Here is a 26083-nt window from a genome sequence, read left to right as displayed (position 1 = left end):
GGTACCCCTCCCCTTTCTATTGATTCACCATGAAGCTGCTTTATCGCTTGCGTATACTTCACTTAGCGTTTCTAGCGCCTTTTCCAAATCTTCCGTATGCTGGCCATTACGACCATCACCTCTTGCCATCCCTATTTGAATCGTTGATGCCAAGCCGACACTTTCAAAAATTGGTGTGATGGCCTCGATCCATTTTTTCTGTAAGACAGCTTCGCCCTCTATCAAGCCGAGCTCAACCATTTCCTCTCCATATTGTCCAAGTGAAAATACGCCAGCAAAATCGGGCATTGTTTTCCCGATCGCCGCTTTCATTCTCGAAATCGCTTCCAAGTGACCAGATCCCAGCAATTGGACGAACCATGTTTTCCAGTGCATCAAATGATAGTAAAGTTCCATCTGTACCTTTTGGGCCACTTCAGCAAGCGGTTCATATGAACATGAATGAAGGGATTGAACCTTAATCGCTTTGGCTTGGGTATAAAAATAATTCCGCACTACCGCAAACGCCCAATCATAATCCGGGTCTTTCATGTAGTAGCCAGGACCATTGACCAATTCGAGAATGATCGCATTGCGCCGTTCCTTGGCGGGACGGTCGTGAGCCAGCTTATCAGCATCCCCTTCACCGAGTTCTTCAAGTAATTTATAATATATGGCTGCATGCCCCATCGTGTCTTGAGATATCGAAGCGGATGCAACATCTTCTTCGATATGCGGTGCGAGTCCCAACCATTCTGCACCACGGTATGAATGGATGAAGTCATCGTCAGCCAGTTGAAGCAGCAATTCCTTGATTGCGATGTCCTTCAATGATTCATTCTTCATTTTTCACACCTCCAGCCCAAGACATTATCTCTTTTTCATCGAGCATTCCCTGCTCATACTTCCGCCATTTTTTCTTTAAATACCCGTATCCTTTTGTGGTCCTGTAGTCTTTATTATCGATACGTTGAAGCGTTTTCTTTTCCTCGGCCGTCATTTTCCGTATATTCTGTCTCCTCACAACCCAGATATCATCAACCGCTTCACGTCTCATGAAGTTTTCTTGTGCCATCATGATGGCGATATCCTCATTCGGGGCCAGTAGGCTGAAGTGGTATTGAACGGGTGATGATTGCGTTTTACGGCTAAATACTTCAAATTCTTCAAAGTAATTTCCTTGTCTAGTTTCCATATCGTCCTTCCCCCTCCCTTAGATGACCTTTGGCGCCAATGCCTCACGTACCCATTTATTATTTTCATAAGAAATTCTCCGAAGACTTAAGCGATCCTGCGAACGGGGACCTTCATTCCTTGCGAACACCTTCAATTTCCCCCAATCGGGTTGTTGGTAAATCCAGGTTTCAGATGCTTTGTCAAACCTAAGCGTTTCATCGGGAATGCTGAAGCCAAGTGAAAGGATCCGCTTCACATATTTAGAAAAAAAGGCTTGTCGAAGTTGTTCATTCGTACTGGTTCTGATTCTGTACTTAATCGTTATATCCTGTTTGGATGTGCCCACTTCATTCTTACTGGGAGGTCCAAAGAAAAGTAATAAAGATTCCCACCAATAATTGATGGAGTCTTGAACCAATTCCCTTTGTTCTTCCGTCCCTTCAGCCAAAGCCATGATTATCGCTTCACCATGCTGGGCATGGAAAACTTCTTCCGCGCAAATCCTCTGTAATGCCCGGGCATAAGGTCCGTATGAGGCGCCAAGCATGTTCGTCTGGGAAATGATGGCTGCACCATCAACCAGCCAGCCAATCAATCCAGCATCGCCCCAGGATTTGGCTTCCATATGGAAAACATTATGAAACTTTAAATCTCCTTTAAACAAATCTTGCATTAGGTCATCCCGTTTTTTGTTATAAGGCTTTAGCAAATCCTCCGCGACTCGAAGCAGTAATTGTCCATGCCCCATTTCATCCTGCACCTTTGCCATGATTCCAAGTTTTCTATTTAAGGTCGGAGCTTTAGGTACCCATTCCTTTTCTGGAAGCGCCCCCATGATTTCACTGATTCCATGCATCGATATTAACTTGATTAAAGTGCCCCGGTATTCTTCCGGCATCCAATCATCCGCTTCTATCTTTTCTCCCGCTTCGATTCTGGCAATGAATTGATTTAGCTTTTCTTCTCCTGCCATTTCATTTAAAAGAACGTTCATCCAAATCACCTCTTTTTATAATATAACGTTTGTATAACGTTATTATATTTTACTGTTATATTTAATGCAAGACTATTCTGTCTTTTTACTGAATAAAAGGAAATTATCGGAATTGGACCAGACTTTTATTCAACTAATACGTTAAACGGCGACGATTCCACCTTGATGGACTCTGTTGGGCAGCCCTCCAGTGCATCATCCAAGTCATCAAATAAATCTTCTTCGACTTCTGCGGTGCCTTCATTTTCATCCAGGATGACGAATGCGACTCCCTCATCATTGTAATCAAAGATTTCCGGCGCAGCGGCACCGCATGCACCGCAAGCAATGCAAGTTTCTTGATCCACAATTGCATATTTAGCCATGATGCCTTCCTCCTTATCTCAATTTCATTAATTCTTTCTGCTTTCCCTACCGTCCAATTATCGTAACGTCCACTGCAGTTTTCTTATTCATACACCCTTTTACCCACTGCCCCATTCATACGCTAATGGCTTCATCCTTCCGCTTATCCACGACACGAATGGCTTTTCCTTCTGAACGCGGAATGCCTTTTGGAATGTTAACAACAATATCCATCGTTACAAGACATGTGGATTTCATATGATGTTGAATCGTTTTCTTTAATTTCTCTACTTTTATATGCGCTAAGTCTTCTTCAATCTCTTTGTAGAAACCGCTTTCAATTTCTATATGCAGTTCAACACTATCCATATTCCCCTTCTTAACGAGGTGAATCTGGTAATGAGGAACAATACCCTCCATTTGGAATAACACACGCTCAATTTCAGATGGAAATACATTCACTCCCCTGACTATGATCATATCATCCGTTCTTCCTTTAACACGGGACATTCTTGTTGTGGTGCGTCCGCATTTACATGGTTCATGGGTAATGGAGGCAATATCGCCTGTACGATAACGAATGATTGGAAGCGCTTCCTTTGTAAGGCTTGTAAAGACAAGTTCCCCATCCTCGCCGTCCTCAACCGGTTCAAGTGTATCCGGATTAATGACTTCAACAAGGAAATGGTCTTCTGCGATATGCAGTCCATCCTGTGCTTCATGGCATTCTATTGCAACTCCTGGCCCCATGATTTCACTTAAGCCATAAATATCGACTGCTTTCAAATTAAGTTTCTTCTCTAGGGTAGCCCTCATTTCCTCTGACCACGGCTCAGCTCCGAAAATCCCATACTCAAGCCCATTGTTGGCTGGGTCAAGCCCCATCTCTTCCATCTTTTCTGCAATATTCAATATATAAGAAGGGGTTCCACAAATCCCACGCGGTTTAAAATCATTGATGATCGTAATCTGGCGATCGGTATTCCCCCCTGAAATAGGAACTGTGGCAACCCCTAACTTTTCTGCACCGCAATGGAGGCCCAGTCCACCTGTAAACAGACCATATCCATATGCGTTATGGAATATATCTGACTTGCGTCCTCCTGCAGCTACAATTCCGCGTGCGACGATCGTGGCCCAGTTTTCCAAATCATTTTTCGTATACCCGACAATTGTAGGCTTTCCGCTCGTTCCGGATGAACCATGAATGCGTGTTACATCCTCCATCGGAACGGCAAATAAACCGAATGGATACTGATCACGAAGAGTCTGTTTTTTTGTAAAGGGAAGCTTTGACACATCGCTTAAAGTTTGAATATCCTCTGGACCAATGCCCATTTCTTCAAACTTTTCTCTGTAATAAGGTACATTTTCGTATACATGGCTAATCGTTTTTTTTAGTCGTGCCGTTTGAAGACTTTCCATCTCAGCGCGGCTTGCCGTTTCAACTTCAGGATTGTACATTGTTTCAGCCCCCTCAAATTAGCTAGTGTTCCATCCGACTTCTCATTCATAACGATATTAAAACGGAATTTGAATTTATTGTTATGCTTCATTTTAAGATTAATACGTCATTTTAACGATGTCAATCATGTTTTGTATAATTTCACAAAACTTTTTTAATTTACATAATTTTCTGACTATGTTAATTTAATAATGGTATATCATATTTTTAGTTACTCGTTTTAAAATCGTACTATAATTAAAAAGGGGGCTTATTATGGAACAACCGATTAAAATGGGTCATTTAGCAGAAAATCATGACAACGAAACTAAGTATCGTCAATTAATTGAAACAGATGAGTTCAAGGATTTACTTCAAAAGAAAAAAGCTTTCATTGTACCTGTTACTCTATTCTTTCTTGCTTTTTATTTTATTCTGCCAATTTTAGCTGCTTATACGGATGTATTGAAAGGTGAAGCTTTTTTCAATATAACTTGGGCATGGGTATACGCACTACTCCAATTTGCTGTCGTTTGGATCGGGGGAATTGTATATATAAAAAAATCGGCGAAATATGACACAATGGCTAAAAACATTTTGAATAAATATCAGGAGGAGCTTGGCAAATGAGCATGTTATCCCTTACGCTTTTTTTAGGAATCATTTTGTTAACGCTTACAATAACCTATTATTCTTCAAAGAAAACGAAAAATGCCAGTGATTTTTATACTGCCGGCGGCGGATTGACTGCATGGCAAAATGGATTGGCCGTGGCCGGTGACTTTATGTCAGCTGCTTCTTTCCTAGGAATTACGGGTGCAATCGCACTGATTGGTTTCGATGGCTTTTACATGAGCATCGGGAACCTTGTTGCCTTTCTTGTCTTATTGTATCTTGTGTCGGAACCACTTCGTAACTTAGGTAAATATACGTTGGCAGACATGATTTCAGCACGTTTTAAATCAAAAAAAGTGCGCGGGATAGCTGCCGCAAACACACTTGTCATTTCAGTTTTCTATATGATTGCACAGCTTGTTGGCGCAGGAGGATTAATTAAACTATTACTCGGCATCGATTACTGGCTATCCGTCCTTCTAGTTGGTGTATTGATGACGATTTATGTAATTTTCGGTGGAATGAGAGCGACAAGCTGGGTGCAGATCACCAAAGCTGTTCTTTTACTATGCGGTTCAGCTGTTTTGACGTTCATAGTATTTTCCCGTTTTAATTTTAACATTTCAGAGATGTTCCATCATGCTCAAACCGCAACACCTCTTGGTAATGATTTTTTGAATCCTGGCAATAAATACACCGATGGACTTGACATGATTTCATTTAATATGTCGCTTGTCCTTGGAGCAGCAGGCCTTCCACATTTACTCGTTCGCTTTTTTACAGTGAAGGACGCAGCTACTGCCAGGAAATCCGTGGTATATTCCACTTGGTTTATTGGAATATTTTTCATCATGACGATTTTCCTTGGTTTCGGGGCTGCTGCTTTCGTCGGTTTTGATAGAATTGTTGAAGCAAACTCGGCCGGGAACATGGCCGCTCCACTTCTTGCATTAACAGTGGGCGGGGAGTTCTTATTCGCCTTCGTTTCTGCTGTGGCATTTGCGACGATTTTAGCGGTTGTATCCGGTCTTGTTTTAACGTCGGCATCCGCTTTTGCACATGACATATATGGCGAAATCATCAAAGACGGAAACATTACGGAAAAACAGCAAATTCTTGTTGCCCGTATGGCCTCGATAAGCGTAGCGGTCATTTCGATTTTGCTCGCTTTATTTGCACAATCTTTGAATGTCGCTTTCCTTTCTGTTCTTGCACTAGGAATAGCTGCCAGTGCCAATTTACCGATCATCCTATGTACAATATATTGGAAACGATTCAACTCAACCGGAGCAATCACCGGAATGCTATTCGGTTTAATCAGCTCCCTTATACTGGTCATGCTCAGTCCTAATGTATGGAATCCTGAGCCTGGAATGGGTATTTTCACAGGAGATCCCCTCTTCACGATGAGCAACCCGACTATTTTCACCGTGCCTCTTGGCTTTATCGGAGCCTATTTAGGCACAGTCTTGTCAAAGCCAAAAGATGAGGAGAACAAGTTTTCGGAAGTACTCTTCAAATCTAACACAGGATATGGAATAAGTTCTGCAAAAAACCATTAAAGGAAGGGAAGGTTTCAAATGACCATTCAATTAGATCAGGATATTCATGAATTGCATTACGATAAAATCAAGCAAGTGCTGGTGGACGAACCATATGCCTCTTTTCTCGGAATGAAGTTGACGAAACTCGGTCCCGGCACAGCGGAAGCTGAATTGATTCCTAGTGACCGCATGCTAAATAGCCACGGAACAGTTCATGGTGCGATTATCTTTTCACTTGCTGATTACGTGTTCGCCGCAGCCAGCAATTCATATGGCAAAATTGCGGTTGGCGTTTCAAACAACATCAACTTCTTATCAGCTGGCAAACGGGGTGAGACTTTAACTGCCAGAGCGGAAGAGATAAAGAAAAACCATAAACTGGCATGGTATAAAATAGACGTGTTAAATGAAAGGGAATTGATTGCAACCATGGAAGCGATGGTATACAGGAAAAATCAATATTTCGTCGACCAAGTTGAATAAGTAACGCTTGAAACCGGACAAGCAATCATCTTGTCCGGTTTCTTTTCCCCTTGATTTGCCCATGATACATACGCAGAGCTAATAAAAAGGGGATCCCCGATTTGGAATCCCCCTCCCTTATTTTATAACCCTTCTTCCTAGCTATTGACCGCAATACTGGAATCTATCACTTTTAGCCACTCCCCACGCTCCCTTTCACTGATTACATCAGACTCGTAAACTATTTTCCCTCTATTAATGGTAGCCGTGATTTGGCAAGGAAAGGTATGGCCCATATAAACGCTTTGCTTATGTTTCGCGAAGAAATTCGTTTCCGAAACTTCATGCGTACCATTAAGTGAAACGATGGCAAGGTCTGCATCCTTCCCTACCTTAATTTGTCCTTTTCTAGAGGAAAGACCGAACCTTTTTGCCGGGGCTGAAGCTGTCCACTCAGCGACTTTATGAAGCGGGATACCATGTAAAACTGCCAATTCTATCATCGACATCAGCGAAAATTGCCCCCCGCTTATTCCGCCCCACGCTTCAAAAATATTATGTATGGCAGGATCTTTCAGCTCAAAAGGGCATGGTGAGTGGTCAGAAGAAATCATATCGAATTTCCCTTCCATTAAACGGGTAATCAATCTTTCTTGTTCTTCTCTTTCCCTTAGCGGGGGAGCACATTTTGCAACCGCGCCTTTTTCTATTAAATCATCCTGATTGAATAATAAATAATGCGGACACGTCTCGACCGTCACATCCAGCCCCTTTTGTTTGGCCGATTCAATTTTTTCGATGGCCAAACTACTGCTAATATGGACAAAGTGCAGCGGACAGCCCGTTAACTCTGCATATGTAATGGCACGTTCCACAGCCTCCGCTTCCGCTTGCACAGGTCTTGTAGCTGCATAATCATTCGCACTGAATAGTCCATCCTTCTCTTTTTCCCACTTGAACCACTGAGTGATCGGATCACTTTCCGCATGAAGGGCCAAGACCTTTCCCAATTCCGCTATTTTCTTCATTCCATGTAAAAGGGTGAAATCATCTGCCCGTTCAAACTCCTCATTTCCCGTCGCTGAAAGAAAGGCCTTAAATCCGATGACTCCGGATTTGGCGAGATCCTCTAAATCATCGATATTTCCCGGGACCAGTCCTCCCCATAATCCAAAGTCTACAACCGACTTCATCTCACCGAGCTTGCCCTTTTCAAGGAAAGCCTTTCGATCAATCGTTGAAGGGATTCCATTCAATGGCATATCGAAATATGTGGTGCAGCCTCCCGCCGCCATCATTTGCGATCCTGTTTCAAAGCCCTCCCAATTTGCGCGGCCAGGTTCGCTAAAATGCACATGGACATCAATCATACCAGGAAAGATATGCTGGCCATCCGCTTCATACTCTGCATCACCTTTACCATCCAGGATATCCCCAATCTTAACAATCACCCCATCCTGGATGGCGAGATCAGCTTTCTTCACTCCATCAGGAAAAACTACATATCCATTGCGGATAATAAGATCATATATTGACATACGGACCACTCCTCCAAAATAGTTTTATAATCAAAGAGAACCCCTTGATGCAGACACTTTCTCCGTCTTTCCCACATACACATCCAGTGCAGCCTGCAAAGCCTCTCCCCGATTAGCTTGGAACCCCTGGCGCAAAAGGACAGCTTCCAAGGAAGCCAATACAAAGAGGATGTTTTCTTTCCTGCAACTGAATCCCATGGTCCCGATCCTCCAGATTTTCCCGTGAAGCGGACCAAACGAGGAAGCGATTTCGATGCCAAATTCATTCAACAGCATGGCTCTTACAGCCTCACCGTCGATTCCTTTTGGAATTCCGATGCAAGTTACACACGGAAGTTTGTTTTTCCCATCCCCGAATAACGTTAGCCCCATTGCCTTGATCCCTCCAACGAGAGCAGCTTCGTGGAGTTCATGACGGGCAAAGCGCGTTTCCAGACCTTCTTCAAGCACAAGGCGCAACCCTTCACGTAACGCATAAATCATGGAAGTAGCTTCTGTATGGTGATTCAAGCGGCGCGGTCCCCAATAATCCTGCAGCATGCTTAAATCGAAATAATTACTGGTGATCGGACGGCGGAGAGAAACCTTTTGGTTGTCTTCATCCGTCGCAATACCACGTTCCACCTTTTTGCGGGACTGGATGATTTCTTCTATTCTCTCATTATACGTAATCGGTGCCATACCTGAAGGAACGGACAAGCATTTTTGCGTCCCTCCTATCAACCCATCAATACACCATTCATCCACCTTAACATCGGTGCCCCCGATGGAGGCAACCGCATCCACCACAAGCAGGACACCCAATTCACGGCAGGCCAACCCGATTTCCTTCAAAGGCTGCATACAACCAGTGGAAGTTTCCCCATGAACGATTGCTGTTATTTTAGGGGAGACTTTCTTGATTTCCGCGATGACAGCTTGCGGTTCGAACACCTCTCCCCAAGGACATTCCATCGTATGGACTTCAGCTCCGTATCGCTCACAGATTTCGACCAACAAATGACCGAATCTACCGAATATGGGAACCAGAACCTTATCTCCCGGCTCAATGATGCTGCATAAAATCGCTTCATTACCCGATCTTGAGGTGCCATCGATCGGGAATGCCCATTTATTTTTCGTTTGAAAAACCAAACGCAGCATTTCCATCACTTCATTCATGATTGTAGTGAATGCAGGATCGAATTGCCCTAATATCGGTGTGCTCATCGCCCTTAAAACACGCGGGTCCACTTCGACCGGTCCTGGTGTCATGATCGTTCTCATCGGTGCATTCAATTCTGAATATGCCATTTTCCCCAACTCCTTTAATAGGCTAATTTATATAGTATTTCACTTAAAACGTCGATTCCCTTTTCCATATCCGCAACACTCGTAAACTCCTTAGGCGAATGGCTGATCCCCCCCTTACTTGGAACGAACAGCAAGCAAGTCGGACAAAACGAACCAAATACCTGTGCATCATGGCCGGCTCCGCTGACCATATCTTGGTATGGTATATTTTTATCTTCAGTTATCTTTCGGACAAGGCGATTCATTTCCCGATCCATCGCAACAGGTTTGACATCCATCCATTGTGAAACCTCCAACTTCATTTCAGCCTCCTTTGCCAAGGAATCGAAAGTCGAAAAGATTTCCTTACAAAACCTTTCAAGAACCTCTTCCTCGTGATGCCTGATATCGAGACTGAGCTCCACTTCACCAGCAATGACATTCGGAACATTAGGCTTAACATCCATTCTGCCAACCGTCGCAACTAAACCCGGGTCCATCCCCTTCGCTTTTTTCGTTAAAAAAGAAATGAATTCCGAAGCAAAACCGACAGCATCCTTCCTGTATGACATGGGAGTGGTGCCCGCATGATCACTCTCACCCATGATTTTAACCGTATAACGGCGCTGCCCGACAATATGGCTGACGACCCCAATTGCATTCTCATTCTTTTCAAGCACCATCCCCTGTTCTATATGAATTTCGACGAACCGTTCAATATCATCGCGGACCGGGGTTTTATAGGCTTCAGGTTCAAACCCTGACTTTTTCATGGCTTCCAAAAAAGGAATTCCTTCTGTATCTTTTAAATCCCTGACATGCTCAAGACCATAGATTCCTTTAATATTCCTCGACCCCCAAAACGTTAAGGGAAATCTGCTTCCTTCCTCCTCACAAAAGGAAACGACTTCAATCGTCTTTCGCGGCGCCCCATAGGCTTTATACAACCTCTTAACTGCCAGGAAACTAGCGATGACCCCATATGCGCCGTCATATTTCCCCCCATCCTTGACCGTGTCTATATGAGAACCAGTCAGAATGATTCCACCGGAGAGATCCGTTCCCTCAAGCCTGCCAAACAAGTTGCCTACACTATCAAAATATGTACTGAGCTTTTCTTTTTCCATCTCAGCTTTCATTGCCTGCTGAGCGCTCATCCATTCCTTGGAATATAATAACCGGGTCACCCCATTATTCTCCGTTGCCCCGAAAGATGCCAACCATTCTATCATCGACGCAACATCATCCTTTTCATCTATGAATTTTTCGATTTGAATGCCCATCACATCGCTTCCCTTCTCAAAATCCATTCATGTTATGAATATTCACAAATTTATGTTATCTATTATTTTACTTGCTTTCGCATTTAACTTCATTGACAATTCTGTTAGTATTTTGGTGTTTTTTTGTGCAAAATAACCAACTGAAAGTAAGCCAATAAAAGAAGAGAGCGCCCATTAAACCGGACACCCTCTTTTTATCAACTTGTATAATTTGAACCTAAGCCCAATTCCCTCAATAGCTGACGATAAGCGATCGACGTCTTATCTGCCGCGATATGCGCTTCCGCTTGCAAATCGAGAGGCAGCTCCTCCGGCTTTTGATTTTCCACCATTTCCTTATCTTCATTGAAAATCTGCAAATTGAATTCATAAGTATCTTCAACCGGGGCATCTATATCAAAGTTACGGGCCATCGGCGAAAACATTCTTGTCTTTCGTGCCGAAACCGGACTGGCACAGTTCAGGATGTGAAGTTTTCCATCCTCCGGGAATTGGACAGTAAGCCTGGCCGCCAGCGGTGGATAGATATCAAAAACACGCAGCCACTCAAAGTTGTCAGGTTCTAAATGCCGCATGCCTTTTCCGTAATTACTGACGGAACTTAAGTATTCCACATGCAGGCCATACTCCGTTTTTTCCACCTTATAACTAGGAACGATAGGATTGTTACGATCAGCGAAGCTTTCCGAATGAACCCAAGCAAAGTGGGACACATCCAAAAAACCTTCCATCTGCCGACCGGCTGAACCGGCAATGTCTATGGATGGCGGCAGGATGTTCAAATATTCCTCATCATCCCAGGCCGGTAACTTCGGAATATCCTCTTTATCGCTCGCAATCGAAGTCCAAACCAAGCCGTAGCGCTCTATCGCGGGATAAATATTAATGCAAAGACGCGGGGATATTTTAGCGGTGGGATGCGCAGGTATCCCCGTACAATTCCCTTCCGGACCATATCTAAAACCGTGGTAAGGGCATACGATATCATCACCATCCACCCACCCCATGCTTAATGGCACACCGCGATGCAGACAAAGGTCCCTCGCAACGATAATCTTCCCATTGGCCCGATAAAGGACAAGGTGCACATCCAGAAGTTTAATGCCTATCGGTTTTTCCGATACCTCCTCGACTGCAGCCACAGGAAACCAATATTGCGATAATACATCCCAGTCCCCTTTGCTGAATGTGCATTCTTTCGGAAACGGCGTTACTCTTTTTTTCTTACCGGAAGCAACTGTGCCTTCACTCATTTTATCGTCTCCCTTATCCTCACGTTAATTTTTTATAAATATTAACAAAATCGAGATAATATGTCACTAACAATGTTATAATACCTAACACGCAAATACTTTTTTATTTATCCAGCAATCCATACAACGAAATTTGTAGGATATGCCAAAGGGTTTGTATGATATGATAATGAAAATCCGCAAAACACGTTAGTAAACGACTAATATCAGTAACATGCACTAATTTAAAACCGATTCATTTCCCTTGTATTTATAAACTTACACTCAATACTCAAATTTTCCAAAATGAGGTGTTTCAGATGAAGGTAGCCGAACTTTTAACATTGCCAGCATTAACCGGCATGCATTTAATTGCCGGAGGAACAGGGCTCGAACGGGAAGTCCGCACAGTCAATATGATGGACGCTCCGGATATCATCAACTTTTTAAAACCAAATGAATTCCTTGTAACGACCGCTTATCACATAAAGGACAAGCCGCATCTCTTGTCATCACTCGTCGAAGCGATGGCAAACCAAGGCTGCGCAGCCCTGGGAATAAAGACAAGGAGGTACATAAAGGAAATACCTGAGGAGGCACTGGTTCTTGCCAATGATTTATCCTTTCCAATCATTGAACTCCCGGCCGAATTGTCACTCGGGGAAATCATCAACCATACATTACGGGGGATTTTGGATCAACGTGCAGCGGAATTGACCTATGCCATGGAAACACATAAGCAATTCACAAACTTAATCATGCGCGGCAAAGGGATTCAAAAGCTGCTTGATCATTTATCGGATATGATTGGATACCCCATCTTATTAGTTGACCAGTACCTAAAACCGATACTCCAACCAATCTCTACATCCGGAATTATTCCAATAATCAAAAAAATGAGCGAAGAGGGATTCCGATTCCACAAAACCAAAACGTCTTTCTTTTCATTTTCGTCCCTTTCCAATAAACAGCCCTATACCGTCTTCCCCATCTTTATGAATGAAGAAAAATTTGGTTATTTGACGATATCGGGAGAAATCAAGACTAGCGATAACCTCATAACATTGACGATAGAACAGGCAACCAATGTCATTTCTTTTGCCTTGATGAAAGAACACGCCCTTAAACAGCATGATCGGAATATCCGAAATGATTTCTTCCTTCATTTTCTTGATGGCAGTTTCTCCTCACAAGAGGAAATCATAAATCGGGCAAAGGAGTTTTCCTTACCCAATGAACAAACCTATATATGCGCAGTCGGAAAGATCGATGAATCCGATTCGGACATAAGTTACACACAGCTGCAACGAAGGGCTGATTCGATATACGAGTTTTTGGAAGATGAACTTTGCCTATCACCCAATCCCATTCATCTCTTTACCAAAGGCAAGAAATGCATTCTTTTATATGAAGTGAATGAAGTCTCTGCCGACGTTCTCCAGACTGTCGAAACCTCGCTAAAATCATTGCAAAGGATAACAGCCAGCCAGTTCGGCTGCACGATTTCTTTCGGAGTGAGCCATTTGAGCCAGAGTTTTTTACAGACCAAGAACTCTTTCAAAGAAGCGAACGACTCCCTTCTCGAAGGAGGTCTTTCGAAAAGGACCGAATACATCCAAATATTCCGAACGAAGGATATTATGGAATTATTGAGGATCATCCCCGAAGAAGACCTCATGAATTTTCACCATTATGCACTACAGGGATTTTCAAAGGTTTTCACCGAGGAGGAGCAATCTTTATTACAGACATTATCCGTCTATCTCGAAACTCATTGTCAAATATCTGAAACTGCCAAAAGGTTATTCGTACATCGAAACACAGTTGTATACAGACTCGAGAAATGCGAAGAGCTGCTCGGCAAGAGCCTGAAAGATTCGGAGACCACACTCCAGATACGGCTTGCCCTTCGCATTAAAACCTTACTTAAAATATAAAACAAAAGCCTCCCATCACTTTATGCAAGTTGTCTATATCCACAACCAAAAATTGTCTAATCTAACTAATGACAATTTTCTGATTTTTTATTATGATATTAATCATAACAGAATCACGTGATATAAAATGACATGCTATTGCAGAAGGGAGTTTTTTTATGAATGACAGAATTAACAAGTCCAAGGCCTTCTCGTTAGGTCTTCAGCACGTTCTTGCCATGTATGCAGGTGCCATATTGGTGCCGATCATCGTCGGCGGGGCATTGGGATTCAATTCTCAACAGTTAGCCTACCTTATTGCCATTGATCTATTGACCTGCGGGATCGCTACATTATTGCAATCTTGGAAAAATAAATATTTTGGCATTGGCCTCCCGATAGTTTTGGGAACTTCTTTCGTCGCAGTCACCCCCATGATATCCATCGGCAGCAATTATGGCATTTCCGCTATCTATGGATCAATCATCGCCGCTGGATTATTCATCATTTTTTTCTCCAACATATTTGGTAAACTGCTTAAATTATTCCCGCCTGTCGTGACCGGTACCGTCGTCATCATCATTGGATTATCCTTAGTGCCCACCGGCATAAAGAATATGGCTGGCGGTTCCGGCAGCAAAGACTTTGGCTCAGCCGAGAACTTGATGCTTTCTTTAGGAGTCCTCGCCGTTATTCTGTTAATCAATCGCTGCTTCACTGGATTCATTCGCTCCATTTCCGTTCTGATTGGCATCATAGCAGGAACGATCGCTTCAACGTTTTTTGGGAAGATGGACTTTTCCACCGTTGCCGAGGCTTCTTGGTTCCATATTCCCGCTCCTTTGTACTTCGGTACACCCAGCTTTGAAATAGCACCCATACTTACGATGATGTTGGTTGGCACAGTCATCCTTGTCGAATCCACTGGCGCATTCCTTGCTCTCGGAAAAATAACCGGCAGGGAATTGAGTGAAAAAGATATTGTCAAGGGCTACCGGGCAGAAGGCCTTGCCTTCACTTTAGGCGGGATTTTCAATGCCTTTCCTTATAGTACATTCGCCCAGAATGTAGGCCTCGTTCAATTATCCGGTGTGAAAAAAAGAACAATCACCATTGTAGCCGGCTTCATTTTAATCGGGCTTGGACTTGTACCGAAAATCGCAGCACTCGCTACCCTGATTCCTACTGCCGTTCTCGGGGGTGCTACCGTCGTCATGTTCGGAATGGTCGTTTCATCAGGAATTAAAATGTTGAATGACGTCGATTTCTCGGATAATGCTAATTTATTGGTCATTGCTTGTTCAGTCTCACTCGGACTGGGCGCCACCGTCGTTCCCGAGTTATTCTCAAGCCTGCCGGAAACAATCCGTATCGTTGTCGGTGATGGAATCATCACAGGAAGCCTGACAGCCATCATCCTGAATGTGATCTTGACTCCTCGAAGGAAAAAGGCGGCAGATAGAACCATCGCGGAAACAGATCAGTTCATGGCAAAAAGCATTTAAAAAGGAGCCCTTAGAATGATTACTATTAAGTCACTAAATGCAATTAGCGAAAAGGAGTTCACGATGTTCCTTGGTGATACTTTCGAACATTCACCTTGGATTGCAGAAAAGGCGGCAGCCAATAGACCATTTTCATCTATCATCAATCTGCATCGATGCATGGTGGACATTGTAAGCAATTCGTCAAAGGAAGAAAAGTTAACATTAATCAGGAAGCACCCGAACCTAGGGGACAAAGTTGAAATGAGTGATGATTCGACTAAGGAACAGCATGGCGCCGGTTTAAAGGACCTTACTGCCGATGAATATGAAAGTTTCATATCATTGAACCGGCAATATATGAATAAATTCGGCTTTCCATTTATCCTGGCTGTACGCGGTAAAGATAAAAATGACATATATCAATCGATGAAAACAAGGATTCACCATTCAGAAACAATAGAGTTCGATAAGGCCCTATCTGAAATTCATAAAATTGCCCTATTTCGTTTACAGGATAAAATAAAAATCGAAGGAGAGAATTCAATGAAAAATAAATCAGCCGCACAAACACTAAGTTATGGAAAAGGAAATGTTTTTGCCTATAGGACCTATTCAAAGCCTTTAACCGGAATCAAACAAATACCAGAATCCACTTTTTCAGGCAGAGATCATATCATTTTTGGCACCAATGTAAAAGTTTCCATTGGCGGCTCCTCTTTTCTTCCCTCCTTCACAGAAGGAGACAATTCCATGGTCGTCGCGACAGATTCGATGAAAAACTTCATCCAACGTCATTTAGCCACATTCAAAGGAGCAACATTAGAAGGATTTGCTTCATATGTGTCAGAAGCCTTCCTGAACAAATATCCTCAAATCGATACGGTTAAATTGATTGCCGAGGATATCCCTTTCGAAACTGTGACTGAAGCGACGGATCTTCAATTGAAACCGAGTGACCTTGTATTCAAAAAGTCCCGCAACGAACGGGCCAAGGCAGCCGTCGAAATCATCCGCGGGGAAAACGGCAGCGAAATCGTTCAGCAAAGCAGTTCCATCCTTGACCTTCAATTAATCAAAGTAAGCGGGAACTCTTTTGTCGGTTTTGTCCGTGATGAGTATACGACGCTTCCCGAAGATGGAAATCGGCCGCTTTTCATCTATTTGAATCTCCACTGGGTCTATGAGGATCAAAAGGATGCATTCGGCGTGGATCCTTCTAAATACGTGGCTGCTGAACAGATAATCGATATTGCTACATCCGTTTTCCATGAAATGGAGACTCCTTCGATCCAAAATCTGATTTATGAAATCGGCTGCCGTATTTTAACCAGATTCCCTCAGCTTCTTGAAGTTACATTCGAATCACAAAACCACACATGGGATACAGTCGTTTCCGAAATCCCGGAATCCAAAGGAAAAGTATATACAGAGCCGCGCCCGCCATATGGCTTTCAGGTCTTCACCGTTAAAAAAGAAAATCTCGAAAATAACAAAATCCTGGCTGCTGCTGAAGAAAACATCGGTTAAGGAGTATTTATGCCTGGTATAACAACACATATATTGGATTTAATGCATGGCCAGCCTGCCGAAAACGTGACGATTGAATTATACTTTTCCGAATTATCCACCGCTGACTGGCAGCTGCTCCAATCAGCGGTCACAAATACAGACGGGAGGCTCGATGCCCCGCTGCTGAACGCAGAAAACACTAAAATGGGAAACTACGAAATCGTTTTTCATATCGGGGATTACTTCCGGAATAAGTCCATCGAACTTCCTGATCCGCCCTTTTTGGACCAGGTACCCGTACGTTTCGGACTATCTTCCCCATCCTCTCATTATCATGTGCCACTGCTCGTTTCCCCATGGGGTTATCAAGTGTATCGGGGAAGTTAAAGAAACTGCCGGAGAAGACCTTCTCCGGCAGTTTCTTGTTTGATCGATTACAGTTAGGATAGTTAGCTGGATAAGCAACCTAAATGTGTACAAATGAAAAGCATCAGTAAAGGTGGATAGCGAGTCTTTATACTGATTCTTGATTTCAAAAGAAGATGAGGAAACTATATAGCAAATGCGAACTAATCAAACCTGGCAATTTCTTCAAATTCCTTACCTAAATATTTATAACTCACAGATAATGAATGAACTTCGACACTATGTTTTATGGACAGCGCATAGACAGAAACAATATCTTCTTTATTCTTATTCACTTCTTTTTCAGGCTCAATTTCTATTGAGTCATAATCCATAAACTCATATCCCGGATCATCGAAAGTATCTGTAATAGCAAATCCTTTACCTGTTTTATTTACTTGTAGCTTAACTATATCGGGTTTTTCAGTACCGTTAATGTGGATATCAAGTAATTGAATATCACGAAATCCCGTATTCTCTAAAGTTACTAATATGACCTTTTTATCTTCTCCTGTTCCTAATAAATCCGCTTCAAGATTTGGTTGAGCAAGTATAACATAAAGTGCAATACCTATAATAACAATTACTCCAAATAAAACCCCGATTTTTTTCACTGCGAACCTCCATCGTCTGACCCTTATTCTAGATATTCAACCCTGATACATTAATCACCGACCCCCCTTACATATATTGTATATCAAAGGTCTAGCTTCACAACAGAAATTAAGTTTTATAAAGCAGCTGTACTAAACAAAAACGCTATTGTTCTGCGGTCTTCTATGTCACTACATTTTAGACAAGCACCAGTTTGAATTATCGTTGCAATGCTTTTTTATCGGGACGCCGAATTACTACAATGCTCTTTAAAATAATGGGATATTTTAAATATAGGAGCTATTTATCTTATACTGTGGGTTTGTTCACATAGTGGTGGTATTAGAAGCACAGAAAAGGTCAGTTAAGACTAGTAAGAGGGGCTATAATATCCTTACCAAATAGCGGCGTGCAACTAAATGAAATAAGCTAAACACATAACAAAACCCCACCTGTTCCCATAGCACCTGGTGGGGTTTTTAACTGGCTTCTACATCTACATCAACCGGGAGGTCCATCTTGTGCAATCACGCCCTTTCATTTAAACGGCTAATTTACTGTATTCATCCAACTGGTCTTTGGTTAGATTTTTGATGAAGTGGTCGAAGTTTATCGACTCGATTTCATACCTTTCACAAATCTTTAAATAACTTTCATAGGCTTTATCATGAATATTCATCATTTTGACTCCTCCTTCTGTTATATAACAATAAATTTAACTTATTAATAATATATAACAACTGTATTTTCCCGTCAATGTATTTTTCTGAAAATTCGGTAATGTTTTCATACTCTTAGTATTTCCCATATTGTTCTTCGCTAACCGTCTCACTTAACAAAAAAAGGAGTACGCTAAGTGTTAAATCCCTCCTCTTTTTAAATACTGCTTTTTTTCTCCAAAAGAAAAAAAGCTGCTAATCAGCTTCCGGTAATGACTTTCATTATGGATTTACCTAAACATTAAAGGCTATAAATGTTTCCACTTTTTGATAAATAATGTTAGGTTGAGCAAATATTAAGAGTGTGTAAATTAATTGTTGGACTTAGAAACTAAATATTTATAAATAGTATACTTCAATATATAATCGATTTTGGTCTTTGGATGTTCGAAGAACTAAAATGACATGGATAAACCGTCAATTCAGGTACTTTATACACAATGGAATCTGATGGACTTTTAATAAATGAGGAACGAAACGTCGATGGGAAAATAAGAAAATTATTTATTCGACCACTGAAAAAAGAAATATTTATGGAAGCCAGAAAGAAAGCTTATGAACTTAAATAATAGGAGGAATACTTTAGTTGGATCAAAACAAAACAAATAGATGTTTTAAGTCACTAATTGAAATACTATTGGTTTCAACAAGGCTTGGTTTAACATCGTTTGGTGGGCCAATAGCACATTTAGGTTACTTTCATGATGAGTATGTTAGACGAAGAAAATGGATGGATGAAAAAAGCTATGCTGATTTAGTTGCTTTGTGTCAATTCTTGCCTGGTCCAGCTAGCAGTCAGGTTGGAATTGGAGTCGGAGTTATGCGGGGAGGTTTCTTCGGTGGAATTTTAGCTTTCCTTGGTTTTACACTGCCTTCGGTGATAGCGTTAGTAATATTAGCATTATTTTTCAAAGGAATGGATGTTTCAAATGCAGGCTGGATCCACGGATTAAAAATAGTAGCAGTAGCCGTAGTTGCACACGCCATTTTGGGGATGTCAAAAAAATTAACTCCAGATGTAAAGAGAAAAACAATTGCATTAATAGCCTTGGTTGGGACCTTGATTTGGCAGACTGCCTATGTGCAAGTCGGTATTATTATACTGGCAGCATTGATTGGTTTTCTAATTTATAAACAACACGACGAAAGTTATGAATCTAACGTTCATTTTCCGATTTCGCGTGGTGTCGGTTTTGTTAGTTTAGCTTTATTTTTCGGATTACTGTTTCTACTTCCAATTTTACGAGAGGTTACTTCATCAAATTGGATTGCTCTGTTTGATAGCTTTTATCGGTCTGGTTCTTTAGTGTTTGGTGGTGGACATGTAGTCTTGCCATTGCTTGAACGTGAATTTGTCCCTACTGGATGGCTAGACAAAGAGGCATTTCTTGCTGGGTATGGTGCAACACAAGCTGTACCAGGACCATTATTTACGTTTGCAGCGTACATAGGTGCCGTGATAAACGGATGGCAAGGTGGCTTATTAGCAACAATTGCTATTTTCTTACCTGCATTTCTTCTTATTCTAGGGACATTGCCATTTTGGGACACATTACGCCGTAATTCTAAAGTAAAAGGGGCATTAATGGGAGTAAATGCAGCAGTTGTAGGCATCTTGATTGCGGCTTTTTATAATCCCATTTGGACCAGCTCCATCTTAGCTCCTATAGACTTTGCTTTTGCTGCCATCTTATTTAGTATGCTTGTATACTGGAAATTGCCTGCTTGGTTTATAGTGATAACCGGTGCTACTGGCGGCTCACTTATGACTTTAATATGAATCGAGGTATTTTATTCATTTATCGTTTCACATTTTCATCTTATTCATTCTATATTTCCTATGGAACTAACCTGCACCGTTAGTTCCAAGGCTCCCCTAGTACAACCCTATTATTGAAATAAAAACCCCATTAGTTGCATTAGAAAAAGCTACGACAATGAAAGCTACAATCTTCATTGAATTATCTTAAAATATAAAAAAGTACACCTATTAGTCATGTATAATAAACTAATAACTTCACCTAAAATTTTTATTTCCTCAGAATTTATTTCCTTGTTTTTATACTTATACACCTGTTTATTTTAAATTTTGATAAAACTGCTTGTATAAACAAAAACGCTATACCTTTTAAGGCATAGCTCTCAATTAGCAAAAAAGAAATAACAGGTAGTCCCACCTGCTATTTCTTTTAAATATATTTCGCTATAATCGACTGAACCCTATTATACCTCCATTGTATAATTTATTACGCATTTAAGCATATTTGTGTTATTCAGGAGCAGTGAAGATGATTTTACCGTCCATGATGGTCATTTCACTTTCGTTTCAGGTATCTCCTCAAGCGGAACCGCAAAAAGATCACGGTCGAGGACAACGTTATCAGCAAGCTTCCCCCCTTCCAATTTCCCTTATTCAAGCTCTTAAAATTACCTTTATAAAGTAAACATTAGATGGCAAAGTTAGCAGAGACGGTTATTATTTTGGACCTCCTAAGAGAAAACACCTGCATTATTTTTTAATGATTAACTAAACAGCGCTTTGTTTGTTCCCTTTTTAGAAGGGGATGGGGTTGGGAGTATTTCTTTTTGTAATATAGGGCCGTATGTATCAACACGACGGTCTCTAAAGAATTGCAGAATTTTTCTAGTCTCTTCTATTTCTTTTAAATCAATTTCTTGCACAATAATTCCTTCTTCATCATCAAGTGAAGCTAGAATATTCCCGAATGTATCGCTAATGAATGAACCGCCGTAAAAATTCATGTCCTTTTCCTGGCCCACTCGATTTGTCGCAGCAACGAATACACCATTAGAAATGCCATGAGCGGAAATTGCCTTTTCCCAGGATGATCTTGTCGATATCTCGGGATGATCTGGCTCTGAACCAATAGCGGAAGGATAGAATAATATCTCTGCACCTTGTAAGCTCAAAATTCGGGCAACTTCTGGATACCACTCGTCCCAACAAATCCCGACTCCTATTTTTCCATAAGCCGTTTCATAGACAGGATACCCAGTATTGCCTGGAACGAAATAATATTTTTCATGATATTGGGGACCATCCGGAATATGATTTTTTCTTGTAATCCCTAAACATTCTCCATCAGCGTCAAATACAGCTGCACTATTAAAATAAATTCCAGCACCTGCTCTTTCGTAAAAAGGGACAATCAAGACAATTGCTAATTCCTTTGCTAATTCACCCATTTTGGCTAATGTACCGCTATCTACATCTTCAGCTAAATCATAATTTTTCACACTGACCGTTTGCGGAAAATATTGCGAAGAAAATAATTCCTGTAGGCAAACGATTTGTGCACCTTTATTTACTGTTTCTTTTATTTTCTCTATCGTTTTTTGAATATTTTGCTCAATGTATTCTCCGCAATGAATTTGAATAAGACCAACTTTTACTTTTGACATTTTCTCACTACCTACCTTTTAATATTCTTTTATCTTATACCTTTTGGACGACCTGGTTTTCATATACGATCTTTCCATCCATAATCGTCATCTTCACTTCTGTTTCAAGAATTTCCTCTGTTGATATGCTAAATAAATTTTTATTTAATACTGCGATATCCGCTATCTTCCCTGCTTCCAATGTGCCTAATTCTTTATCTCTGAAAGACCCGAATGCCGGTGTAGCCGTGTAATATTTTAACGCTTGTGCCAATGTTACTCCTTCTGACTCTTGCCACGCCTTCCCGGTTAAATCTTTTCTCGTGATTGCCTGATAAATACCCATCATGGGATTTAGGGGCACTACAGGAAAATCTGTACCAAAGGCAATTTTAGCACCAGTATCCACTAGTGTTTTGATAGGATAATAGAGAGGTTGTTGTTTTTCACTGATTCTAGCTGTATATGCCTCACTTTCCATTAATTCAATGTGTTTAGGTTGAAAGGAAGCGATTACATCTAATTCCTTAAAGCGATGAACATCATCCGGGTGCAATACCTCCACATGTTCAATGACATGTCTAGCATCTCTTTGTCCATTTACGTTTCTCGCTTCTTCAAATGCATCCAATGCTAAGCGGACTGCACCGTTACCAATAGCATGGAAACGAATTTGAAAATTTTCCTTATCTGCCTTTTTTACTAATTGTTTAATTGTTTCAGCTGGATAAGTTGTTCCGCCTTTTGTATCTGGACGGTCTTTGTAATGATCCAATAAAAAAGCAGTATGACTTGTCACAACACCATCTATAAATTGTTTTAATCCAGAAAAGGTAAGCTTGTCTGACTGATAATTTTTTTGTAATTCCTTTGCGGCAGCTAAATCCATTTTTAACTCAGGCGAAAAGTGAATTCTAGTAGTTAGTAACCCTTCTCTCTCAAATTCCTTAAAAATTTCAAGATCGTCTAATGGATTTGGCGCAATTTTAGCTCCGTATAAATCATTAACGGATGTGATTCCCAATCTTTTTGTTTCATTAAGAAAACCTTGGAATAGGTTTACACGTTTTTCTTTCGGTAATTTGTATGCATGTTCTGATGCATACCCAATTGCCTGTTCAAATAAAAGGCCTGTCAGTTCCCCATTTTCATCTTTTCCAATTTCTCCATATTCCGGATCTGGTGTATCCTTCGTTAATTGAATCATTTCCATTGCTTTACTATTGATCCATGCGTAATGCACTTCTGCATTGAATAATAAAACAGGACGATCACAAATATATTTATCTAGTGTTGTTCTATGTGGCAGCACTTTGTTCTTCCAATTGGTATGATCCCAGCCAACACCAAATATCCACTCATCATTTGGTCTCGTTTCTGCAAATTCACCTACTATTTTGGCTGCCTCTTCTTCTGAAGCTGCATCAAATAATTTGGCACTATCCTTCTGTAAAATGCTTCCCATCATAATGTGCATATGAAAATCATGAAATCCCGGTATAATTAGTCCCTCTTCCATGTCATACACTTTTGTTTGATCTCCAAGGAATGACATTATATCTTCTTTAGAACTGATTTTAATAATTTTATTATCTTTAATGGCGATAGCTGCTTTTATTGGCTCATCTTGTAACCCAGTAAAAACATGTTGACCAGAAAGAATGATGTCTGCAATTACCATTTTTATCCTCCTTGATGAATATAGCTTTTATGCCTGAATTTCTTTTTCAATCGCACTATCAATAGAAAGCTCAGGCGGCCGCTTACTAAACATTTTCGTATTTGAAAGCAGCATGATGACACCAATTCCTAACCATCCCAGTCCGAGTAAAAGTGCCTTTGAATCAAGACTGGTCCATAACCAAATTGTGAAACCAGTACCAATCAGAGGCAATATTAGGTATTTTAGTGTGTGCATTCCGTATCGCTGTTTTTCTCTAATAAAATAATGGGAAATAACCGAAAGATTAACAAAGGTAAAGGCAACAAGCGCCCCAAAGTTAATAAAGGATGATGCTGTCACTAAATCAACAAATAAAGCAGATAAAGCAAAAATACCCACTAAGATAATGTTGTGTGTTGGAGTTTGGAATTTTGGATGAATATGACCAAATATTTTCTTTGGAAGAACTCCATCTCTCCCCATCGCATACAAAAGTCGCGAAACACTTGCATGAGCTGATAAACCAGATGCCAACCCCCCGGTAATATATCCTGCTAGAAAAATAGATTGAAATAAATTACCCCCTATGTACATGGCGATTTCCAAGGAAGCGGAATCTGGATCTTTAAAGGCTTGGAAATTTGGGTAAACAAGGTGACTGATGTATGAGATGGTGACAAACAGACCTCCCCCTATTAATGCGACGAGGAAAATGGCTTTTGGTATTATTTTTTTCGGATTAATGGTCTCCTCTGAAAATGTGGTAACAGCATCAAATCCTAAAAAAGATAAACATAAAACAGAAGATCCTGCTAGTACTAAAGATAGTGGTATATCTCCATTCACAAATGGAGAACTCATGAATAATGTTCCTGAACCCATTCCGTTAAGCAACCCTTTAATCGAGAGGAATGTAAATATAACTATTATTAGAAATTGACAGGCAACTAATAAAACATTTATTTTTGTTGCTATTTTCACTCCAATTATATTTACAGTGGTGATTAAAATGACAAAGGCAATTAACCAGAAGGAAAAAGGAACGGATGGAAAATATGCGTTTAAGTAAATAGCGATCAGTAATCCATTGATCATTGGCAAAAATAAATAGTCCAATAGGATAACCCAGCCCACTAAGAACCCAAGGTGAGGATTAAGAGCCTTTTGAGTAAATGTATATGCAGAACCGGCAACAGGGTAGGCCTTAACCATTTGACCATAACTATAGGCTGTAAACAGCATACCAGCCAAAGCTATGATATAAGCAGCAGGTACCATCCCTTTCGTTATTTCCGCAACAACCCCATAAGTAGAAAAAACTGTTGTAGGTGCCATATAAGCCAATCCAAATAGCACTAAAGGAAATACTGTTAACGAACGTCTTAATTTTGCATTCTCCATGTATCACTCCACCCTTATTCGTGATTAATTAACTTATATGCAAATACCATACCAAGTGGGGAATAATGGTATTTTGCCAACAATTGCAATATACAGATTATTTAATGAATTAATAGGCTTATGCAATTCTACATCAATTATTTAATATTGCATAATTAGTCGTCAGTGACGGAAGTTAATACCAGTTCGACTACTTCTTGAATGCCCCTTTTTATTCCATAAGAAAAAGAGCTGCCAAAGCAACTCCTTTGAAAGAGTAAATTAACAATAGTCGAAAATATTTGTAGATTTTATAAAAAGTTTCTCTAAAACTTCTTTAAATGAGTTTGGAAAGTTTCCCTGCATTTTTTTCCTTTTAAAAGTTCCAGCTTGATTTCAGAAATCCGCTCCCTTTCCGCCGACTGTCTGCCAAGCCTCCTCGACGCGTCTGTGGGGTCTCCGCCAGCCAGTTATTCGGCAGGTGTGTCGCAAATTTCTTCAATCCATTAAGGATTACTGTGAAAAATAAAGGTTAAACAGTCTTAATCAAGGTTTTGGATGAGACCATTTGTGTACAGTCTGTACATATAAAGATTTAAGTGTTAGTGCTATCTTGTTTCAATTGCCATACGCAAGTTCGAGATGACTCCAAGAAGCAATATTAACGAACAAACCATTTTTTCAAAAGCTGTTCCAAATAATTGCAGGATAAACCCAAATGACCAAAGCACAACAAAAAACCAACATATCACGGTTATTCCTTTATATAATATATTTCTTCCAACAAACAGGGTGAAAAAACCTCCAATTATAGAAATAATGGTATTCATAATAGAAATTGGTAGCTGAGTAGCCAGAGATTCAGACCTTCCACCATTAACCCATGTCAATGGGATAATGCCGTTAATAATAAGAACATGGATTAAGATAGTCAAAGAGTAAAAGCTAATCCCCATAAATACAGCTGTTTTCATATCAATTTTTCTAAGTCTTTCTAACAGGCAATCACCTCATTTCTCCCCGTTATCATATTATTTAATTTAGTGATGTTCTATTCATATATCTATGTCGTATGACACGTTACCCCTTTGCTCAAAAACCCCTCATCAACGAATCAAGGTAAA

23 protein-coding genes and 1 pseudogene are annotated in these 26083 nt (G+C 40.7%); 9 read left to right on the top strand and 15 right to left on the bottom strand.

The features are described from left to right. Positions 1–24: 24 nt before the first annotated feature. The 5 genes from paaC to paaK all read right to left on the bottom strand — a co-directional run bounded on the left by paaC (position 25) and on the right by paaK (position 3958). Positions 25–825, bottom strand: a complete 801-nt coding sequence (paaC, locus tag ABC374_RS03765; protein ID WP_413016028.1) for a 1,2-phenylacetyl-CoA epoxidase subunit PaaC — start codon at positions 823–825, stop codon at positions 25–27. Further along, positions 815–1174 (bottom strand): 1,2-phenylacetyl-CoA epoxidase subunit PaaB, encoded by a 360-nt coding sequence (gene paaB, locus ABC374_RS03760; RefSeq protein WP_413016026.1) that lies wholly within the window; start codon positions 1172–1174, stop codon positions 815–817. The genes paaC and paaB overlap by 11 nt, the downstream gene beginning before the upstream one ends. Positions 1175–1192: 18 nt before the next feature. Beyond that, entirely contained in the window at positions 1193–2149 is a 957-nt protein-coding gene (gene paaA / locus ABC374_RS03755) for a 1,2-phenylacetyl-CoA epoxidase subunit PaaA (RefSeq protein ID WP_413016024.1), read from the bottom strand. A gap of 125 nt (positions 2150–2274) precedes the next feature. After that, entirely contained in the window at positions 2275–2514 is a 240-nt protein-coding gene (locus tag ABC374_RS03750) for a ferredoxin (RefSeq protein ID WP_133349024.1), read from the bottom strand. Between the two features lie 115 nt (positions 2515–2629). Then, positions 2630–3958, bottom strand: a complete 1329-nt coding sequence (gene paaK, locus ABC374_RS03745) for a phenylacetate--CoA ligase PaaK (protein ID WP_413016021.1) — start codon at positions 3956–3958, stop codon at positions 2630–2632. A 256-nt stretch (positions 3959–4214) separates the two neighbouring features. Here paaK and ABC374_RS03740 point away from each other — a divergent pair, with 256 nt between their 5' ends. From ABC374_RS03740 to ABC374_RS03730, 3 genes are read left to right on the top strand one after another with little or no spacing between them, the layout of a single operon-like run. Beyond that, positions 4215–4568 (top strand): DUF485 domain-containing protein, encoded by a 354-nt coding sequence (locus ABC374_RS03740; RefSeq protein ID WP_350301592.1) that lies wholly within the window; start codon positions 4215–4217, stop codon positions 4566–4568. Further along, complete coding sequence (locus tag ABC374_RS03735; protein WP_413016019.1) at positions 4565–6115, top strand: solute symporter family protein; 1551 nt, start codon at positions 4565–4567, stop codon at positions 6113–6115. Before ABC374_RS03740 ends, ABC374_RS03735 begins: the two co-directional genes overlap by 4 nt. Before the next feature lie 18 nt (positions 6116–6133). Continuing rightward, positions 6134–6580 carry a PaaI family thioesterase gene (locus ABC374_RS03730; RefSeq protein WP_413016017.1) on the top strand — a complete coding sequence of 149 codons (447 nt, stop codon included), beginning with the start codon at positions 6134–6136 and terminating at the stop codon, positions 6578–6580. A gap of 137 nt (positions 6581–6717) precedes the next feature. On the opposite strand, the gene ABC374_RS03725 is transcribed toward ABC374_RS03730, so the two are convergent. The 4 genes from ABC374_RS03725 to ABC374_RS03710 all read right to left on the bottom strand — a co-directional run bounded on the left by ABC374_RS03725 (position 6718) and on the right by ABC374_RS03710 (position 11905). Then, a complete protein-coding gene (locus ABC374_RS03725) occupies positions 6718–8097 on the bottom strand; it encodes an allantoinase (protein ID WP_413016015.1) in 1380 nt (459 codons plus the stop codon). A gap of 30 nt (positions 8098–8127) precedes the next feature. Further along, the gene (locus tag ABC374_RS03720; protein WP_413016013.1) at positions 8128–9390 is read right to left on the bottom strand and encodes a pyridoxal-phosphate-dependent aminotransferase family protein; all 1263 of its coding nucleotides are present in this window, start codon (positions 9388–9390) and stop codon (positions 8128–8130) included. Positions 9391–9404: 14 nt separating this feature from the next. Next, complete coding sequence (allC, locus tag ABC374_RS03715) at positions 9405–10652, bottom strand: allantoate deiminase (protein WP_413016011.1); 1248 nt, start codon at positions 10650–10652, stop codon at positions 9405–9407. 197 nt (positions 10653–10849) lie between these two features. Next, entirely contained in the window at positions 10850–11905 is a 1056-nt protein-coding gene (locus tag ABC374_RS03710; RefSeq protein ID WP_413016009.1) for a Rieske 2Fe-2S domain-containing protein, read from the bottom strand. Between the two features lie 299 nt (positions 11906–12204). Between ABC374_RS03710 and ABC374_RS03705 the strand changes: the two genes are divergently transcribed. The 4 genes from ABC374_RS03705 (at position 12205) to uraH (ending at position 17183) form a co-directional block, all read left to right on the top strand. Beyond that, positions 12205–13821, top strand: a complete 1617-nt coding sequence (locus tag ABC374_RS03705; protein ID WP_413016007.1) for a PucR family transcriptional regulator — start codon at positions 12205–12207, stop codon at positions 13819–13821. A gap of 158 nt (positions 13822–13979) precedes the next feature. Then, positions 13980–15305, top strand: a complete 1326-nt coding sequence (locus tag ABC374_RS03700) for a nucleobase:cation symporter-2 family protein (RefSeq protein ID WP_350301586.1) — start codon at positions 13980–13982, stop codon at positions 15303–15305. Positions 15306–15320: 15 nt separating this feature from the next. Further along, positions 15321–16814, top strand: coding sequence for a factor-independent urate hydroxylase (gene pucL, locus ABC374_RS03695; protein WP_413016004.1), 1494 nt, complete (start codon positions 15321–15323; stop codon positions 16812–16814). A gap of 9 nt (positions 16815–16823) precedes the next feature. Then, positions 16824–17183: a hydroxyisourate hydrolase gene (uraH, locus tag ABC374_RS03690; RefSeq protein ID WP_413016002.1), complete on the top strand. Its 360-nt coding sequence runs from the start codon at positions 16824–16826 to the stop codon at positions 17181–17183. Between the two features lie 182 nt (positions 17184–17365). Here uraH and ABC374_RS03685 read toward each other — a convergent pair whose 3' ends face one another. Continuing rightward, positions 17366–17815 (bottom strand): hypothetical protein, encoded by a 450-nt coding sequence (locus tag ABC374_RS03685; protein ID WP_413016000.1) that lies wholly within the window; start codon positions 17813–17815, stop codon positions 17366–17368. Between the two features lie 521 nt (positions 17816–18336). Continuing rightward, a complete protein-coding gene (locus ABC374_RS03680; RefSeq protein ID WP_342604408.1) occupies positions 18337–18477 on the bottom strand; it encodes a hypothetical protein in 141 nt (46 codons plus the stop codon). Between the two features lie 408 nt (positions 18478–18885). On the opposite strand from ABC374_RS03680, the pseudogene ABC374_RS03675 reads away from it, so the two are divergent. Further along, positions 18886–19083 (top strand): annotated as a pseudogene (locus tag ABC374_RS03675) (PadR family transcriptional regulator); the annotation flags it as partial. Between the two features lie 17 nt (positions 19084–19100). Further along, complete coding sequence (locus tag ABC374_RS03670; protein WP_413015998.1) at positions 19101–20294, top strand: chromate transporter; 1194 nt, start codon at positions 19101–19103, stop codon at positions 20292–20294. Positions 20295–21037: 743 nt separating this feature from the next. Here ABC374_RS03670 and ABC374_RS03665 read toward each other — a convergent pair. The 4 genes from ABC374_RS03665 to ABC374_RS03650 form a co-directional block, all read right to left on the bottom strand. Further along, entirely contained in the window at positions 21038–21937 is a 900-nt protein-coding gene (locus tag ABC374_RS03665; protein ID WP_413015996.1) for a carbon-nitrogen hydrolase, read from the bottom strand. Between the two features lie 34 nt (positions 21938–21971). Then, on the bottom strand, positions 21972–23597 hold the full coding sequence (locus tag ABC374_RS03660; protein WP_413015994.1) for an amidohydrolase: 1626 nt from the start codon (positions 23595–23597) through the stop codon (positions 21972–21974). Between the two features lie 27 nt (positions 23598–23624). Then, on the bottom strand, positions 23625–24980 hold the full coding sequence (locus ABC374_RS03655) for an APC family permease (protein WP_413015992.1): 1356 nt from the start codon (positions 24978–24980) through the stop codon (positions 23625–23627). Positions 24981–25567: 587 nt separating this feature from the next. Then, complete coding sequence (locus tag ABC374_RS03650; protein ID WP_413015990.1) at positions 25568–25933, bottom strand: hypothetical protein; 366 nt, start codon at positions 25931–25933, stop codon at positions 25568–25570. Positions 25934–26083 lie beyond the last annotated feature (150 nt).

It is taken from the genome of Peribacillus phoenicis (assembly GCF_047238085.1).
Lineage (GTDB): Bacteria > Bacillota > Bacilli > Bacillales > DSM-1321 > Peribacillus.
Note: the sequence above shows the minus strand (reverse complement) of the source record. Positions and strands in the feature narration are given on the sequence as shown.